This window comes from Okeania sp. SIO2C2, from assembly GCF_010692625.1.
Lineage (GTDB): Bacteria > Cyanobacteriota > Cyanobacteriia > Cyanobacteriales > Microcoleaceae > Okeania > Okeania hirsuta.
In genome coordinates this window covers 65,294-83,562 of the sequence record NZ_JAAHGM010000001.1, presented here as the reverse complement: position 1 = coordinate 83,562, position 18,269 = coordinate 65,294, and the positions used below count along the sequence as shown (strand labels likewise).

Here is an 18,269-nt window from a genome sequence, read left to right as displayed (position 1 = left end):
AATGTAGCATAAAATATAAGTCAAAAGTCAACAGTAAGAAAAAAATTATAGTGGTCAATAGGAATCAACAATTCAGTAAGTATTTATGCTTAATATTTGACGAAGAATTTGACTTCTGATCGAGGTAAATGAAGATAATTTATATAGTATAAATATTTAAACAAGCTAGGATTTTATACTAATTTTCATGTTACAAATTGAAGTGCGGAATGTGAGTTATGAGGCTAACTGATAACTGAAGTGACTAACCGAATAATTAAGGTTTAAAGCCTCTCCTTTCAAGGAGAAACAAGCGGTTGAGGGATGGCCCTCGGACCCACTCTTGACAAAGCCACTCTCCTCCCTGGCCGACCATCCACCAAGATCAGAAAAAATTTTCATTATTAGTCAATCCCCTTATTTTCCAGGAGAGGTAATTAGGGCTTGCTGATTCAATATCAAAGCATTGACTGATATTGGTTTGAGGCAATTTATGTCTGGAAAAAGTAGATCGCTTTTCAGCAAACGTAGGTTAAAAAAGTGAGGATTTTCACGCCCTGCACGCAGCCGAAAAATCACTCTGACTATTGTGAATGGCCACTGAATCTGTAATTCCCATTCCTTCTACGTCCTAACTACTCCCTACTCCCTACTCCCTACTCCCTACTCCCTACAAAGAGCAAAAAGACTTTCCATAAGCAAGCCCTAATTATTAATTATTAATTATTAATTATTAATTATTAATTATTAAATCTAACCCCGTTCATCAAATCTTGTATAAAAACCGCCGTTTTTGATCCAGTATTGTTTCAAATCGTGGTGAGGTGTATGAAGACTTGCCTTTGCTTGATAAAGAATTACTTTTCTATGATTACCAATCCAAATTTTCTTAATAGGTTTGACAGATATCAAACTCCCGCCCAATGTTTCAACACATTCTGCAAATCTATCAACTGTAGAATATTCTACTGTCTCAAACAAGAAAAAATTTCCTGAACAGATTAAATGTCTGCTTCTAATCCAGCTTTGCATTTTTTTTTCTGCTATTGGTGGCAACATTTTCTATTAGTCCTCCCTCAAGACTTTTTGATAATTTGTTGCCTTCAATTTTTTATCGGTAATTCATCAGCAAAACTTGTTTGTTTTTCAAACTTTAAACGTCCCGCTTTTGAACCCCAAACCTGTTCGTGTGTATTAACATCCTTTCCTATATCTAAACTTTCCCATGTTTGCTCAGTTAATTCTACTTCACTAACTAAATAAGTCTCACATCCTCTCTTATTAATTAAACATTTATTTCCCGGTTCAACACTCCCTAAAAATTTTTCTCCATCTCGTTTAAAAACCATTGAGCAATTATAACGACGTTCTATATTTTCTGGAGTAATAGTATGTAAAATATCAAGTTCTCTTGCTGCACCTGCATAAAGAATAGAGTCTTTGAGACTATAATTTTCTATGTAAATATGGTCGCCTTTATCTATAAGTTGATGAACTCCTTGACGATATGGACTCCAAAGGTCATAGTCATAAACTTGCTCTGAATAGAAACCTATGCCAGAAAAAAATTGATATGGCAAAGGTCGGAAATAAATATAAATATGAGCATAAAGAACTCGATTGGCAGCAGCTTGTTTTTGGTTACTAAAGCACCCTGCCATCCAACTAGCTAGAGTAATTATATCCTTTGATTTTGTCTGATTTTCTATATGGGAAATAGTCATTTCAGTTATCAGTTATCAGTTATCAATTATCAGTTATCAGTTATCAGTACTTCAAATCTGTTTGCGCAGTATTGAGTAGGAAAGCAGGAGGCTTGAAATACGGAGTTCTACCAAGCGTGAAAAAAGAATGCTATAAAAAGTGCCTCTCAATCATATATGCTTAAAATAGTGGCTTTCGTTCATTTTAGATATTTATATCTATTGTTTTTGCCTTTTTTCCATTTTTTTCTCCTTCTTCCTTCTTCTTCCTTCTTCCTTCTTCCTTCTTCCTTCTTCCTTACCTCTACTATTTGTAACAAACACTTATCACGCTTGGTATTCCATTTTCTCTTGGTCAATTAGATATGGCTCCGAAACCTGCTCTTATCAGATGCTATCCGCGCTCCGCCATCTGGAGACCGCTTTTTATCCCCTTAACAAGGGGAGGCTTAAGACCAGAAATTTTCGGTCATTTTTTACCTTCCCTTTTTTTTATTCAATCGCCAATCTTGAATAACTGACTAATATCATCTCCAGTTGAATACTTATTATTAAGATAGTAGGGAAGGGAGGAAGTAGGGGAGCGGGGGAGTAGGGAAGTAGAGGAGTAGGAAAAATAGTAAAGATTTACTGTTTACAGTGCTTTTCATATTGATGAACCACATCTTCAGACATCAAACCTTGTAGGGACGTTCCATGGAAAATCCCTACTTTGGTCTACCGTACAGGAAAACCGCTGTAAGCAAGAGGATAAGTTTGTTCATCACTAATTATCCGGACATGATATAAAATTATATTTTTTTAGAGTATGTATAATCTTGGTATAGATATTAAATATTAAGTATCTGGGCAAATTGAATTACAAATGACTTTTTGGCAAATCTCAAATTTTCCTGATTCTTTACTACTCTCTATTACCGAATAATTGAGCTAAAAATCCTCTCACTCACCGTGGAAAAACAAAGACAAATTTTCCTTTTATTGAATCAATTCCGTTTTAGGGAGAGGTAATTATCAATTATCCATTATCAATTATTGAACTACCTCAAAAAAAAGACTTTTTCAGCAAACCCCACTTAACTGTAATAGATAAGACTCATGATTCTTCTTCCTTTGATAAAGAACGAATTTCTGATGAAAAAGAAGCAGTTAATACACCTTTACCATCACTCGTTTTAATCAAGGATACTCGAAACCTCAGATTGGGAGTACCAAACCAAATTTTTTCTTCAGCAGCAGCACGGTCATACTCTGTATGTAGAACAAAAGTACCATCTTCAGTAATCTGATACTCTCCCACCGCAGCAATAGTTTCTGCATAACCTTGGGAACGTAATAATTTTCCTTTTTTGAGATTATCTACATCAGGTATTGGCACTAATACACAACTACCTTCAATAACTTCATCATCATCCCAGTCAGACTCCCCTTGCCAACTCATCTTAAAAGGAGAAACAGCTTTAGCAATATCTACTTCACTAGACTTACACAATTCTATGACTTCTGGAGCCATTTTTGGTAAAGAAACAATATCTATTGTGGACCGGACTTCCTCAAAATGACTAAATGCTAAATTATGGCCACTACGTTGCGATCGCCAGTGTCCAATAGAGCGTTCAACAAATTCTACAACATCCATTATCTATCTCGAATAATACTTAATCGGGAACCTGTTTGTTGAAAACAGGCCCCTCTTAAAATAGCAGTCAGCAGTCAGCTCTCAGAGGTCAGCGGTCAGCTCTCAAGGTGTATGATGGGAGATTCAATCCCCCAGAACACCGACACCACGCGCTTTTTCAAATAAGCGTGGGGGACGCCGAACCCGCCGATTTTAGCTGATAGCTAATAGCTTGTTAACCAACTTCAGTAATTTTCAGGATTTGACCACCTGTTTTCTGAATGCTGTTGATTTTTGCAGTTAGCTGCTCGTAAGATACTGTATAAGTTGTTTGACTCCGCTTTACAGTAGGACCAATACCAGTTTTAGTAACTGAGATTTGGAAACGTTTGACTGTATTGCTATAAGGTCCACTTACAGATACAGGTTCTGTAATTTTCGTACCCATATTAGCAGCTAAATCTAAAGTCAATTGGGAAGATTTGTTTCTGTCACTTGTAGCATATCCTCTTTCTAGAGCAAATGTCCGATTAAAGGTGACATTTTTCATGCCAACTACAGTGCTAGTACCTTGTGGATATGGAACAATGTTTTCCCCAAAGTTTTGAATATACTCGTAGCTGTTTGTATAAGAATCAATTTCTGCTTCGTATCCTTGCTCGTTATATATACGAATGTGTTCAGAAATTTCTGCCTGGTCTTGGGGAGCACGACCTAATATATGCTTAAAGTTTAGTTCTATGAATCCATAAGGAGAAGATGATTCAAAAAACAAGGAGAAATATAGGTCTGATTTAGCAACCATATTCACGAATTGACGGACAGAAATTTCTCCATTTCGGAAAAATGATTCGGCGCTAGTTAGACGTTGACTCTCCATTACATGGATATTTCCCAAAACTTGCTTATAAACAGCTCTAATCACTGCTTGTATTTCATCTTCTGTAGCATTAGAACGTAGTTCTATTGGCTCTTTTGTGTCTACCCAAAGTGACATTTTTCACTCCTAATTAATTAAAAAAATTTGATTTTTTTCTATTGATGATGACTGCAGTTTTCATGGTTAATAGCCATTAGTTAAACAAGTACAAACATCATAGCCATCAACCATGAATTACTGCAAAATTCTTGAAAAATTTTACCCTTTATTTATCCTTAATATTGCTAAATTATCACAACTTAATTGTGTTAATTTAACTTTTAGTTATTAGGAATTTAGCAACTAAGCTATTCATGGAAAAGAGCAAACAATTTTCTAATTTTTCGCCCTAGCTAACAGGAGTAATACTAGAAATTACACCACCCTGTTGATGAATCCTTTGGTACTCTTTAGAAAGTTGATCGAAAGGCACCAAAAATACTTGATTACTACGGCGGAATCTGGAAACACGATTTACTACTTTTGAGCGGTAAGCTGTTACTTCAACGCGGTAAACTTTACCACTAGAACTAGCTCCTACTCCATGTCTACTTCTAGCACCTAAAGGTGTATCTTGGAATGACCAACCATCTGAACCACCAGAAGGAGGAACCACTGCCAAAGGTGTTTCTTGAATCACATATTTATTCAAAGCAGGGCTTTTTCCAGACAAACTTCCTTTTAAATCGCTGCTGGAAGCACCTCGTAATAGTTGGAACATATGAGTAAAACCAACCATTTTTTTGCCTGTTTGGGTTTTATAGCCTCGATAATAAGGAACTATATTTTCCCCATAAGCACTATCATACTCCTCACTATCAATGTAGGAATCAATATCAGCTTCAAAACTTCCTTCATCAAGGATATTGCTATGAAACTTCATATCATCGTAACCATTGGGAGCTCGACCTAAAAAGTGCTTGAAGTTTAATTCAATTGCACGATAGCGGGGGCAACTTTCAAAGAACCGAGAACGATACAAGTCAGAGCGTCCAACTTGACGTACAAATTCACGGACAGTAATTTCGCCTTCTTTGAGTTGGGACTCAGGTACAGAGAGTCTTTCACTCTCCATGACGTAGGCATTGCCCAGAACTTGCTTATAGACAGCTCGAATCACAGTTTCTTTTTCTTCTGATGAGCTTCCGGGTAACAGTTCCACGGGTTCTGTCTCTTCAAAAAGGCCAACCCCTAATTGAGATGCTGGTCCAAAAACCATTTGAACTATCTCCTAGGTAAAATCTGGTTTACTGAAAAAATGTATTTTTTAGTTACAAAACTGAAAAATTTTGGCTCATTGCTACAATCTATTCCTGAACCAGGAACTTAGATTGTATAAATTTATGAGCTTATTTCTTTAAGTTTTCTACTTTTTTGGAATATACACTGCTAGCAAGCTCTTAATTATAAAGAATTATCAACTTTTGTAAATCTACAGAAATATATACTAGATTTCTTCTCATTCAAGTTAAGCTAGCAATAATAATTAAGCTCAAAAATTGTTCAGGAGAAATATATCAAAACTTTTTAACTATTAGCAATGAAATATACATACCAATATCGTATATATCCAGCAAACGTGCCAGAACTTAACACTAAACAACTGGCTTCGGGTTTGTCGTTATTGGTACAACAGAATGTTAGGAGAACGTTTTAACTGGTGGGAGCAAAACAGATGTCCTATCAATGCTTATCCTCTGATTTCTCATTTACCTGAATTAAAAGACAAACCAAATTATTACAACCAGAAGAAGCAATTACCAGAACTGAAAAAGGCTACAGTAAAAGTCAAGCATAGTAGTTAATATCTGGATTTTTCCCAACTTTACTCAACAGTTTTGCAGGATGTCTGTAAAAGAGTAGAAACAACATTTTCTAGATTTGTAGCAGGTGATAGTAATAGCAAAAGAAGCGGTAAAACTAGGTTTAAAAGTAAATATAGATATCATTCATTGAACTTTCAAGAGTTCTAATGATTCTTGGTTAAAATTTTCATCAATCAATGGTAAATGGTTATATATTTTAATCCCTAAAATAGGTTTGATTAAGGTCAGAACCCATAGAACAATACCTGAACTAGCCCAAATTAAACAAGTTTCACTAACCAAAAAAACTGATGGCTGGTTGATAAATTTAAGTTTAGAGGATAAATCAATCCCTGAGTTGAAAACTGACAATATTCAACCGACTTGGGAAAACTCTATAGGTTTAGATGCTGTGTTAGACAAAGATATTTATTTAGCCACTTCATAAGGTAATTTATTTCCTTCTCTCAAACCTTTAAGAAGAAATCAAGATAAACTAACCAAAGTATCCCAACGCAAGAACAAACGTAAAAATGTCAGTAAAGCCAGACGCAAAGCACGCAAAACGCGAAGGCAAAATCCATCAAAAAATAGCTAGAAGTCGTCAATATTTCCAGTATAAAACAACTTATAAATTAACTTGGACAGGTAAAAAAGTATTTTTCATAGAAAAGTTAAATCTAGTAGGATTAACTCGCATAAATAAAACCAAACAAGGTGAAAATGGAAAGTATTTACCTAATGGTCAATCGTCCAAGTCTGGGTTAAATAAATCTTGGTTAGATGCTGCATTTAATCAATTCTTTCAAATACTAGGTCAGGTAGCCGAAAAAGCTTTTCATGTCGCGAAGCGAAACGCTAGAGTGATAGAATGCAAACCAAATTATACATCTCAATTACTTTCTTATCCTATCGGAAATAGTGTTTATAGATTGCAGTATCAGAGAATATTTTGATATTGAGGCTACTTTTTAAGTTATTTAATAATAATAACACGTTTTTTTGACTACGGGTTAAAACCCGTCGAGTCGTTTCCATCCACCGCTTAAAAGACGGTGGTTTCCCACTTAACCTATTTTTTATGATGAAGTACTCTACTAATAAGTCTTGCAGCTCAAGATCGCCAAATTTTCAAATTCTTGATCATCAAAATATTCCTGAATGTAAGCAGTTAACCTTGTCATGAATTTAGAATGTTTAGCTTATAGCGTAGGTCATGGAGATGATGGAATATGTCTGCTGGTCCGAATAGGTCCACACCGGATTTTATTAGACTGTGGTATTGCAGATATTTCATTATTAACTAGTACTAATGAAAATAAACAACTATTGCCAGCAGATATAGTTCTATGTACTCACGCACATTCAGACCATGCTCAAGGACTACTTGCACTTCATCAAGCTTTTCCACAGTTACCAATATACGCTAGTGAAGCAACAACTAAACTTTTACCTCTCAATTGGTCAAAATTTACTGTTTCTGAAATCCCTGACTTCTGTCAACCTTTGCCTTGGCACTCACCAATAAAACTTTGTAGTGGTCTAACTGTAGAGCTTTTTCCTGCTGGTCATTTACCTGGAGCAACAGCTTTTCTTCTAACTTATACTGCTGAAGACCATCGAACCTATAAGCTTTTATACACAGGAGATTTATTTCTATCCAATAGTCGTTTAGTTGAAGGTTTACCTTTAGGAGATTTACGAGGACTAAAACCAGATGTTTTAATAATTGAAGGTAGTTATGGTACAGCTCGTTATCCACATCGACGACAGTTAGAAAATCACCTTGCAGAAAGAATATATCAAGCTATTACTTCTGGAATGTCGGTTATTTTGCCTACCCCTGCTTTAGGATTAGGACAAGAATTGTTAATGCTTCTGCGCAGTCATCACTATTTCACAGGTCGCAATCTGGATATTTGGGTTGAGGAACAAGTTGCCCAAGTTTGTGACCTTTATTTACAACTATTACCCCAATTTCCTCCAGCAGTTAAAAATTTTGCTCAACATCAATCTTTATTTTGGGACGAAAAGGTAAGACCCCGCGTGCTGAGGCAGTTACCAGGAAAATTTCCTTCTGGAGAAAAACCTTATATTCTCATTGCGGATCGGGATACTGATTTGAGTCAATATATAAATAATCAAGATAATTCTTTTGTTGTGTTAGCACCTGAAACACCAGGAAAAATTTCACAAGAGTTAAATTTTGTTCATACTGAAACATATCTTCTCACCGATCATTGTGATGGACTGGGAACCACACAGTTAATTCACAACTTACGTCCTCAACATATAGTTTTTGTTCATGGCAGTCCTAGTTATATAGCTGACCTGACTAATCTTGAAGAGTTACGCAACCGTTATCAACTCCACTCTCCAGATAATGGTGCTTTGGTAGAGTTACCAATTGGTGATACATTTATAGTACCTACATTACCTGAAACTAATTATGAGGGAGAATTAACTGAGTTGGACACAGAGGTAATAGTTTCTTTACCTCAGAGCATTACAAATGATAGTCGTTGGCCAATTTTTGCTGATACAGGTATTGTTGAAGTCCGTTGGCAAGGAGAAGAGTTGGTTATGAGAGGGATTTCTCAACGACAACTTCTTTATCAGACTGGCGATCGCTTTATTTCTCCTGAGTTAGATTGTTGCGGTAATTGTTTATATTATCGAGGACAACATTGCTCAAATCCTACTTCAGCTCTATATGGATTTAGGGTAACATCTGATGGCTACTGTCCTATGTTTAAGTCCCTTCATTTTCCTTCTACTGAATAAATAGAATAAAATGATTAATTGATCAAGCTACATTATATAAAAATACCTTTGCATTTAACGACCAGAAACCAGTTAAAGACATATTAATATCATATCTTAAATATTATTCCTGCTGATTTGATTCTGGGTAGTGATTGCGAATTCTTTCAGCTTCTGGACAATCTTCAGATACTAGAGGTTCTATATTATTCCTTGGTACAGATGCTAATTTTTGGGTAATCGCCCCTATACTTTCTAAACGTACCATTTCTTCCCAAGAACAGATTTCATCATCTTCATCTGTTTCATAGCGTATAGTTACTAAATCTCCCTCTATATCTAATATCTTTGCTTTTTCAACCCAACGCTGCTGATCTCGCAAAAAAATACAGACTTCACGACCATCACAACAAATTTGATATATCTTGCGTTGTAGCATTGGCTTTCTATACTCCCAGTCAATAAGTTTGATCAAATATACTTACAGAAGACTATTTACTGAAAATGTTGGCAAAAACAAATTTTTTCTCTAAGCTTGTTTAGTTTAGTGGACACTCAAAACTATATTTAAGGTCTATGACTAGCATGACTACCATCAAAACATAACTCCCACCAAGGAATTATTAGAAGAGAAATTAATTTTTCAGCTTGCCACATTAAAAGGTAATAAGAAGTGCTGTTAGTTTGTAATACTACTACATTAAACATTCACTCCTGGAGATATTGTAACTTAAATATCAGTTTTTAGAACAACTTGTTGCCCTGATATGCAATTTAAGAATATTTACTATACTGTTATACTTGATTTTCATTAGAGTTGTCGCTAAATAAAGGGAAAAAATCACTCTAACCTAGACAGAGCAATAATTCCAATATTTTTTGCTATCCAATAGCTACAATCCTTACATAACAAGGTTTTTGGGGGATTTTTAAGTTATAAAGCGACAAGTCTATTATTTTTAATTCTACTATACAACAGTAATTGATAATGAAAGTCAAACTACCTACTTCTATTTTAGTCTTATTAAAGCTTTTAGCTGATTAACTCAATTAACTTTAGATAATTTTTTAATTTTCTAGGGCGTGTCATCAATTAAAAAATTGACAAGTAGGGGTATTGTGTGCTGTAGGTCGATAGCGATCGCTATGCTAATAAAATGACTGAAGCTGCCAAATAAATTGCTCCCAGGAAGTTAACGGAACGTTGATCGTATCTAGTAGCGATCGCTCTATATTGTTTGAGAAGGCGCGAAAAAATTTTCTATCAGATGACGTGCTTTGTAGAGTATCTCATCGTAATTACGGAGTTCACGCGCGATTTTTTTTCGGAGGAATTACTACCTCTATGCCTCTCTCAGTTAAAGGCCTAATTACCCTCGAAATGAGCATCATCAGCTTGATCTCCTAAAACTGCCTCTGCTTCTACCATCGGTAATAAAACATCCGCCCCATCCAAGTCGGATCCTTGGCCTGGAGTTAAAAAAAACGAGTAGGATTACCCAGAGCATCTACTACTCCATGTATCTTGGTACTCAACCCTCCTTTGCTACGGCCAATATTTTCCTGTTCTGCACTACTGTATGCGGCTCCTGCACTGTGTTGATGAGGGCGAAGGATAGTAGCATCAATCATGGCATATTCATTGTCTGCATCTTCGGCTAAAGCGTGAAATACTCTTTCCCAGACCCCTGAGCGACTCCAACGGCTAAAACGGGTATGGATAAGGCGGAAGTCCCCAAATCTTTCTGGTAATATCAAATCCGTTTAATTCGGCACGTAAAAAATGTTCCATCTTCAACCATTACCAAATATTTCCCCATCTCCCCATCTCCCCATCTCCCCATCTCCCCATCCCCCCATCCCTCCATCCCTCCATCTAATTACACCGATGCTACCGGATTTGATATAAGTTCCTGGTTCGGAATTCCAGCTCTATATCTGTATAAAACAGCTTCTATAGCGCTGTGCGCAGGCAACAGGCAACAGGCAACAGCTCATCTGGGGGAATAAAAGACCGATAATACAAAACTTTTAGCTATTGGACAGTTCTTGTAATTTGTAAATATGCCAGCGCACATTGCTATACAAACAGACGGTTGTCCTTTGCTGTCCTTCCGGCCGTCCCTTGACGTCCTGGTAGTAAATTTTGAATCCGTTCCCATTGATCGTCCCGCAAGCCATAACGTTTAGTCATTTAAAGAGTCCTATGCATGTTATTCCTGTAATTATTTTTCGTAAACACACTATACCTCTAATGTCAACCTCTTTAATTGATGACACGCCCTAGTCAGATTCTACAATCTGAGGACAACATGGTAACATTTGCATGACTGATGGTCATCATTGCCCATACAATCACTAATTGCTGATTTGTTCATATCTTAAAAATAAATAAACTTAAATTCATGGGCTACTATAAAACTTAAAATTTCATAAGGCATAATTGCCAAATCATCAAAACTATAATTTATAAATTGAAGCTATATATACTTATATTATGGTATTCCTAAACAGGTAAAAATGCATTATGATGAATGAAGTAACAAATCGCTCCAATGTTATTTTCTAGCTTTTTGGAAAAGGAGATAGTCTTTCTGAGCAAGGGAGAAATCCTTTGGCATAAAGTATTATTTAGTAGCTCAATGTAACTTGTTGATCGAGTTTCTTTTCCTAGAGTCTGATGTCCCTTGCTGGGAAAAATCTCTTGATAACCAGACCAAAAATCTGTGTAACAAACAGCACATTGTCTATACACTTGTGGTAGCATATAGACATATCCAGAAAAGAGGCAATAGGCAACAGCTGATCTGGCAAAAGGGAGAAATAATTGATAATTTATGGATAAGAATTGATTTTATTTTTGATTTTTACCAGATGTGTAATAGGGCACTCCGCCACGCTCCGCGAACGTCATAATCCTTCTGCCCTCTCAATACCTTGGGAGTCGATATACACTCCTACAATATCTCGAGTCACAAAATCTATAGCTAACCAAACCCATTGCTTTTTTCCTTTATGTCCAACGAATGACCACATCTCATCACATTGGATGGTCATATGTCCTTTTTTTGACTCCCACTTTTACCTGTATGGGTACTATTTGATCAAGGTGATTCACATATCTTTGTCACCAAGGCTCAGAGACTTCCGTGAAGCGAGCAATAGCAGCTAAGGGTAGCAATTCTTGCAAGAGTTTATCAATCAACTCTTTAATTTCTTGGTTAGTCATCTCCTCCTTGGGGATTTTGGACAAATTGTCGGCCAAAGTCTCAGCATCTAAAGTTTTGCTTGCCAACCGTGAATTTTACCGTTCTTGACAATCTGGTTTGAGGTACAGTTGGGACAAGATATAATATTATTGACATCAGATCAACACACTATATTTTGGATATTTTCCTTCTATCCTTACATATTTAGGACTACCTATATTATTTATATCTTTAAGTATCTTCCTGATTTAATTCTTTAAATATTTTTTTTTGACTTCCATACTAAACTACAGATAATTTTTGTCATAAATATTAAAATTGTTGTTTAACCTATGTCAATTTTACTGATACAGACTTAGGCAAAACTTACGACCGGAGTCAGGATGACATACTTGTTTAGACAAAATACAGTATTGTTGATTTTTTCAAACTTTTGTACCTACTATCTGAAAGCTTTAACTATTAGGTTAAAATATGACTTACACACCTACTTTAACTCCACCATCTCTTTTAGAATTAGCACGATCCGGTGATTTTAAGGCAATTAGTTACTGGATAAATAAAGAATTAAAACCTCAAGGGATATCAGCTCGTGTAGCTAAAGAAACCACTGGATATTTACAAGTTTTAGTAGAGTTTCAGAAGGAACCTCCAACAGAGAAATTAATCAAGTTTATTTGTCAGCAACTTTATCAACTTAATTCTCCTTTGCTAGAAAGAGTAAACATTATAGGACGTTTTAGGGGTTCACCCAATATCCTCTGGAAACAATCTGTTAGAATTCCACTAAAAAGAACATTAAATAATCAATCTAATATTCCCACCAAAAGTAATAATTTTAAATTTCAAATATTCCGCTCTTTCATATTAATAGGTTCAGTGGTGGCTACCTTTATATTGGGTTGTTGGGTAAGTTATTATGAAGTGCTAGTGCGAAATTCAATTTCATCAGTGGAAACTGCTGCTGGAAAAGTACGAGTAATTAATGATATAAAACTCACAAACCCAAACGACCCTACGGTTACCTTAATGTTTGGTGGAGATGTCAATTTATCTCATCCAGTTTCTGATGTAGTAAAAGAGGATTATAAGTTACCTTTTGCCAAAATGGATGAGTATAGAAAAGCTGATCTGGCAATGGTTAATCTGGAAAATCCTCTGACTCGTTCTACCATCAATAGTACAAACAGTCAGAATAAACTAGCAGTAGATTCTAACTATGTCAATGTCTTGACTTCTGGAGGAGTGGATCTAGTGAATTTGGCCAACGACCATAATAAGGCCAATAACCAACAAAGCTTAGTTGAAACAATAGATATTCTAGAGCAGGCAAATATTCACTCTGTAGGAGCGGGCAAAACAAAAGATGAGGCCAGAAAACCCAAGATTATTAAGGTTAAAGGCCAAAAGATTGCCTACCTAAGCTATGATGATACAGATATTCAACCAAATGCTGGGATAGTAGGAGTTAACAGTCGCCATAAAGACCAGATAGCTACAGATATTCAAATTCTGAGAAAGCAGGTAGACTGGATTATTGTTAACTATCACTGGGGAGTAAAATTATCAGAATATCCTGGAGACTGGCAAATGGATATAGCTAGGTCAACAATCGATCAAGGTGCTGATTTAGTTGTAGGACATCATCCTAAGGTATTGCAGGGGGCAGAAATTTATAAGGGGCAACCTATTATATATTCTTTGGGTAATTTGATTTCTGGAGATACTTCTAATCAAGAGAGTGATTATGACACAGCAATCTTGAAAGTCTCTTTAAAACCAGGCAAAATGAAGATTGAGTTTTTGCCGATAGTGGTGAGCAAATACCAACCTCAAGTTGTTGTAGGTAAAAAAGGAGAGGAAATTCTCAGCCACATTGCTCAAATTTCTAGTGTTTTCCATCAACCCATGAGAACCCCTCTCAAGATAGATAAGATCGATTCTTCTGTAAAGTTTGCTGGTAGTGACTCTAGTCCAAGTAGATCGAACTCTAATATTTTATCAACTCCAACTTTACCTGAGTTGCCACCTAAACCTAGAAGTATAGAAAATGAGCAAAATTCCACAGATGACTCTCAGAATTTGTCTGAAGGAGAAGCTAGTGTAGATAGTCAGAATAGCTTTTCTTTACCACCAATATTAAATCCTGAAGCAACTGCTAAAGAAGAAAGAGAACCTTTTATAAAAAAACCTTTTATCAAGGAACCTTTTATTGAATTGCCACGTTTAAGAATTTAATTAAAATCATACAAACATTAATAACTATAATAACTATTGCTAGATACTTTGTTTTTTCTATTCAATTATTCCTGTTCAATGATGATGAAAATACGAGGTATAGAATGACGTAGAGTAAAGTGCAAAATGAAAATATTATCTAAAAAAAATTGATGGTATATCGGAAGTTACTATACTGTAATCATATAAAAACTAGAGGTCTAAATAATTATTGGGCAAATAACCAAAAAAGTTGACTTTTATTTCTAGTTATCATCACCCTATGCCCAATATTAAATAATCAATTCCTGAATTAAAAACTGTGTTTGCCATCGCACTTCAACAAAAACAATACAAGACTTATACCCTCTCTGATTTAGGATTTAATTCTAGTATAAATGTCGTTCCAGAGAGAGGAGGAATAATTACAAGTTGGTGTATTAATAATCAGGAGCTACTTTACTGTGATTCCAAAAGGTTAGAAAATCCAGAATTAATAGTAAGAGGTGGTATACCTATCCTGTTTCCCATTTGTGGCAACTTGCCTAATAACATATACAAATATAATGGTAATAGTTACTCTCTCAGACAACATGGATTTGCACGAGAACTACCTTGGGAAGTCATAGAAAAGTCTACTCAAGACCGAGCTTCAATAACTCTAGTTTTAACCAGTAATAGATTCACAAAAACTGTTTATCCCTTTGATTTTAAATTAACTTTTACTTATCAAATCAAAGGTAATTCTATAGAAATATTCCAAGTTTACACCAATTTGAACAATACACAAAGGATGCCATTTTCAACAGGACTACATCCTTATTTCTTTGCTCCAAACAAGTATCAGCTTCACTTTGATATCCCTTCAATGCAATATGTGGAACCAAAAACAGGAATCGTCCACTATAATAATGGTAAATTTGATCTTAATCAAGATGAAGTGAATGCAATATTTGAAAAATTAACAGGGTTGGCCACTACAGTCTACGATCGAAGTCGTGGTCTCAAGATTCTTCTGAGTTATACATCTTCTTATTCAACTATGGCTTTCTGGACGGTTAAAAATGAAGAATTTTATTGTTTAGAACCATGGACAGCTACTCCAAATTCCCTAAATACAGGTTCTCATTTGATTGATTTAGAGCCTGGGTCTTCCTGTGAAATGCTAGTTAGGCTCACTGCAACATTTTTGTAATGCTTGCATATTATATATTTGGTAGTGGTAAACAAGTAATGATTTTACCGAAAAATTGGGTTTAAAGCCTTGCCCTTTTAGGGCAACTTTGTGTTATACTAGAATTTGTGTTATACTAGAAAAAGTTGGAAGGTATTCAACCACTCTAAAAACCTAGCTACTAATACTAGAACTAGCACCTTAAAACTGCGGTCAGACCCCGCGTCGCCGTCAGGCGCAAGGAAATGTTGACCAAGAGAAGACAAGAGAAGAGTTATAGTTTTTTTGACAGTAATGCTTGTGCATGGAAAAACTCTAAGCATCAAGTATCAGAGAACCAAAGTTTTGAGGTTTGAACTGTACCGTAGGGCATAATTCCACAGGATATTGATAGCGCAGCTCCTCCGCAGGAGGCAATAGAGCAAACCCTTGAGAAGAAAACCATCTCTGGCTTAGATATCACTTGCATATCTGATTTAAGTGGACTCATTGTTGGCGTAGCCTTGCTTCAGCAAACCAAGAATCCTGGTTTCAGGAGAATCCCGGCCCCTTCAGGCCTGAGAGGATGTCAAATATTTAGAACTATCATATAGCAATTCCCATACTTGTGAGGTACAAAATTCGTTTGTTGCGCGGGAGTAGAGAGCAGGCAGTAGGTAGTAAGTAATAGAAAAGAAGAAAAATAACTGTACTTGAGTAACTTGATAAACGCTATATATAGAGCTGTGCGCAGGCAACAGGCAATAGGGGCAATAAAAAGCCGATAATATAAGAATTTTAGCTATTGGGCAGTTCCTGCAATTTGTAAATATACTACCGCACACTGCTACATTTAATAGTTAGTGAGATTAGTGTTGATTTGTCCCTTAGGTATGAACTTAATTATGTTATAGAGAAGAACTAAATTGTCCATAAAGGTTTCACAATATCTCAAATTTTTTTCTGAAAGCTATTGCAATATTAATTATGACTATGCTATACTTAGCGGAAGTGTGAAATAAAACAAAATTAATAGGGGTCGCTAGCTCAACGGTAGAGTACTCGGCTTTTAACCGATTTGTTCCGGGTTCGAATCCCGGGCGACCCACTAATGTTAAAATCTTAAAAATAATTAATTCAGAGCTTCACCACTGCTCTATAAAATTTCTGCCTTTATACTTATCAAAATAATTGGGGCTTGCTGAATAAAGCTAAAAGTCAGGATAGCTAAGGTAATGGAGCTTTTGATATTCAGTTTATCTCTAAGTTTATGGCTCTTATTGGCATCAATTTACTGAAATTTTCTGCTGAAAATCAAGAAGATTTCTTCACATAAAATGGCTGAAACCATTGCCTGTTCCTCCATCTCCGCGTCCCCGTGTCTCTGCGTCCCCATGTCCTACCCCCACCAACCAATTTTTTCAGCAGACCCTAATTGGGTCGCGCAGCCCCGTCTTTTAAGACGAAATATTTTTGGAGCTTTGCTCAAATCCCCGTTACAAAAATCACTTCTGACTTATAACTTCTGACTTTTGACTTCGTTAAAGCGGTAGATATTATTTGCCATAATAATTTTTATATCTAAAATATTATATTGATAGACAGAATCTTCAATTTGTCTTAATATTGTCGTAAGATTTAAACTTAAGTAAATCAAATTTACCCATCGGCTAATAACAAAAAATATAGGAGGACAAGGTATGGCTATCGTACCAATGCGGTTATTATTAGACCACGCAGCAGAAAACGGTTATGGAATTCCTGCATATAATGTCAACAACATGGAGCAAATTCAGTCCATTATGCAGGCGGCTGATGAAACAAACAGTCCTGTAATTCTCCAAGCTTCTCGTGGAGCGCGTAAGTATGCTGGTGAAATTTTTCTACGTCACTTAATTATAGCCGCCGTAGAGACATATCCTCATATTCCCATCGCCATGCACCAAGACCATGGTAATGCACCCTCTACTTGCTATTCTGCTATGCGCCATGGTTTCACTAGCGTGATGATGGACGGCTCTCTAGAGGCAGATGCTAAGACTCCTGCTAGCTTCGACTATAACGTTAATGTTACTGCTGAAGTAGTTAAAGTTGCTCACTCCATTGGTGTAAGTGTCGAAGGAGAACTAGGTTGCTTAGGTTCTCTAGAAACTGGCATGGGCGATAAAGAAGATGGTCATGGTGCAGAAGGTGTCCTTTCTCGCGAACAACTTTTGACAGACCCAGATGAAGCAGTAGAATTTGTAGAACGTACCCAAGTAGATGCTCTAGCAGTTGCTATTGGTACTAGCCATGGTGCTTACAAGTTTACCCGTAAGCCTACAGGAGAAATTCTAGCTATTAGCCGTATTGAAGAAATTCACCGTCGCCTACCCAATACTCACTTGGTTATGCATGGTTCTTCTTCTGTACCTCAAGACTTGTTGGAAATGATCAACAAATATGGTGGTTCAATTCCAGAAACCTATGGTGTACCTGTAGAAGAAATTCAAAAAGGAATCAAGAGTGGTGTTCGTAAGGTAAACATCGATACTGATAACCGTTTGGCCATTACTGCTGCTATTCGTGAAGCTGCTGCTCAAGATCCTTCTAACTTTGACCCTCGTCACTTTATGAAGCCTTCTATCAAGTACATGAAACAGGTTTGTGCTGATCGCTATCAACAATTTGGTACTGCTGGTAACGCTAGCAAAATTAAGGTTCAAACTTTGGATGAGTTTGCTGCTAAATATGCTAGTGGAGAATTAGCTGCTACTACTAAAAAGGCTGTAGCAGTCTAGTTGATAACAAAATCAGAATTCTACATTTAAGCTTCTGAAATATTTAATTAGTTTAATTGATGAGAAGCCCTGAAAATAATTAGGGTTTCTCATTTTTTTTTAGCATTCTTAACTGCTCGATTA

At 36.1% G+C, this 18,269-nt stretch carries 16 protein-coding genes, 1 tRNA gene and 2 pseudogenes; 9 read left to right on the top strand and 10 right to left on the bottom strand.

The window, feature by feature from the left end; translation table 11 throughout:
- Positions 1-732 precede the first annotated feature (732 nt).
- The 6 genes from F6K18_RS00380 to F6K18_RS00355 form a co-directional block, all read right to left on the bottom strand.
- Positions 733-1,038 carry a CpeR family transcriptional regulator gene (locus F6K18_RS00380; protein ID WP_287517591.1) on the bottom strand — a complete coding sequence of 102 codons (306 nt, stop codon included), beginning with the start codon at positions 1,036-1,038 and terminating at the stop codon, positions 733-735.
- 44 nt (positions 1,039-1,082) lie between these two features.
- Positions 1,083-1,703: a chromophore lyase CpcT/CpeT gene (locus F6K18_RS00375; RefSeq protein ID WP_287517588.1), complete on the bottom strand. Its 621-nt coding sequence runs from the start codon at positions 1,701-1,703 to the stop codon at positions 1,083-1,085.
- A gap of 179 nt (positions 1,704-1,882) precedes the next feature.
- A complete protein-coding gene (locus F6K18_RS00370) occupies positions 1,883-2,041 on the bottom strand; it encodes a hypothetical protein (protein ID WP_287517586.1) in 159 nt (52 codons plus the stop codon).
- Between the two features lie 737 nt (positions 2,042-2,778).
- Positions 2,779-3,321: a phycobiliprotein lyase gene (locus F6K18_RS00365; RefSeq protein ID WP_287517584.1), complete on the bottom strand. Its 543-nt coding sequence runs from the start codon at positions 3,319-3,321 to the stop codon at positions 2,779-2,781.
- A gap of 214 nt (positions 3,322-3,535) precedes the next feature.
- Complete coding sequence (locus F6K18_RS00360) at positions 3,536-4,297, bottom strand: phycobilisome rod-core linker polypeptide (protein WP_287517582.1); 762 nt, start codon at positions 4,295-4,297, stop codon at positions 3,536-3,538.
- A gap of 271 nt (positions 4,298-4,568) precedes the next feature.
- Complete coding sequence (locus F6K18_RS00355) at positions 4,569-5,438, bottom strand: phycobilisome linker polypeptide (protein ID WP_287517580.1); 870 nt, start codon at positions 5,436-5,438, stop codon at positions 4,569-4,571.
- Positions 5,439-5,766: 328 nt separating this feature from the next.
- Between F6K18_RS00355 and F6K18_RS36300 the strand changes: the two are divergent.
- From F6K18_RS36300 to F6K18_RS00335, 5 genes and pseudogenes are all read left to right on the top strand, one after another.
- Positions 5,767-5,853, top strand: a pseudogene (locus F6K18_RS36300) (hypothetical protein); the annotation flags it as partial.
- Positions 5,854-5,856: 3 nt separating this feature from the next.
- Positions 5,857-6,024: a hypothetical protein gene (locus F6K18_RS00350; protein WP_287517579.1), complete on the top strand. Its 168-nt coding sequence runs from the start codon at positions 5,857-5,859 to the stop codon at positions 6,022-6,024.
- Positions 6,025-6,259: 235 nt separating this feature from the next.
- Positions 6,260-6,472 (top strand): hypothetical protein, encoded by a 213-nt coding sequence (locus F6K18_RS00345; RefSeq protein ID WP_287517578.1) that lies wholly within the window; start codon positions 6,260-6,262, stop codon positions 6,470-6,472.
- 85 nt (positions 6,473-6,557) lie between these two features.
- Complete coding sequence (locus F6K18_RS00340) at positions 6,558-6,980, top strand: hypothetical protein (RefSeq protein WP_287517576.1); 423 nt, start codon at positions 6,558-6,560, stop codon at positions 6,978-6,980.
- A gap of 226 nt (positions 6,981-7,206) precedes the next feature.
- On the top strand, positions 7,207-8,808 hold the full coding sequence (locus tag F6K18_RS00335) for an MBL fold metallo-hydrolase (RefSeq protein WP_287517574.1): 1,602 nt from the start codon (positions 7,207-7,209) through the stop codon (positions 8,806-8,808).
- Between the two features lie 103 nt (positions 8,809-8,911).
- Here the strand turns inward: F6K18_RS00335 and F6K18_RS00330 are convergent, their stop codons facing one another.
- From F6K18_RS00330 to F6K18_RS37195, 4 genes and pseudogenes are all read right to left on the bottom strand, one after another.
- Complete coding sequence (locus F6K18_RS00330; protein ID WP_124143973.1) at positions 8,912-9,226, bottom strand: DUF6679 family protein; 315 nt, start codon at positions 9,224-9,226, stop codon at positions 8,912-8,914.
- Positions 9,227-9,354: 128 nt separating this feature from the next.
- On the bottom strand, positions 9,355-9,495 hold the full coding sequence (locus F6K18_RS00325) for a hypothetical protein (protein ID WP_287517571.1): 141 nt from the start codon (positions 9,493-9,495) through the stop codon (positions 9,355-9,357).
- A 768-nt stretch (positions 9,496-10,263) separates the two neighbouring features.
- Positions 10,264-10,545 (bottom strand): hypothetical protein, encoded by a 282-nt coding sequence (locus F6K18_RS00320; RefSeq protein ID WP_287517568.1) that lies wholly within the window; start codon positions 10,543-10,545, stop codon positions 10,264-10,266.
- A 748-nt stretch (positions 10,546-11,293) separates the two neighbouring features.
- Positions 11,294-12,138: pseudogene (locus F6K18_RS37195) on the bottom strand (IS1 family transposase).
- Positions 12,139-12,470: 332 nt separating this feature from the next.
- Between F6K18_RS37195 and F6K18_RS00295 the strand changes: the two are divergent.
- The 4 genes from F6K18_RS00295 (at position 12,471) to fba (ending at position 18,146) form a co-directional block, all read left to right on the top strand.
- Positions 12,471-14,234: a CapA family protein gene (locus F6K18_RS00295; protein ID WP_287517562.1), complete on the top strand. Its 1,764-nt coding sequence runs from the start codon at positions 12,471-12,473 to the stop codon at positions 14,232-14,234.
- Positions 14,235-14,535: 301 nt separating this feature from the next.
- The gene (locus tag F6K18_RS00290) at positions 14,536-15,408 is read left to right on the top strand and encodes an aldose epimerase (RefSeq protein ID WP_287517561.1); all 873 of its coding nucleotides are present in this window, start codon (positions 14,536-14,538) and stop codon (positions 15,406-15,408) included.
- Between the two features lie 994 nt (positions 15,409-16,402).
- Positions 16,403-16,474: transfer RNA gene (locus F6K18_RS00285), tRNA-Lys, on the top strand.
- Positions 16,475-17,066: 592 nt separating this feature from the next.
- Positions 17,067-18,146, top strand: a complete 1,080-nt coding sequence (gene fba, locus F6K18_RS00280) for a class II fructose-bisphosphate aldolase (RefSeq protein WP_124143977.1) — start codon at positions 17,067-17,069, stop codon at positions 18,144-18,146.
- Positions 18,147-18,269: the final 123 nt, after the last annotated feature.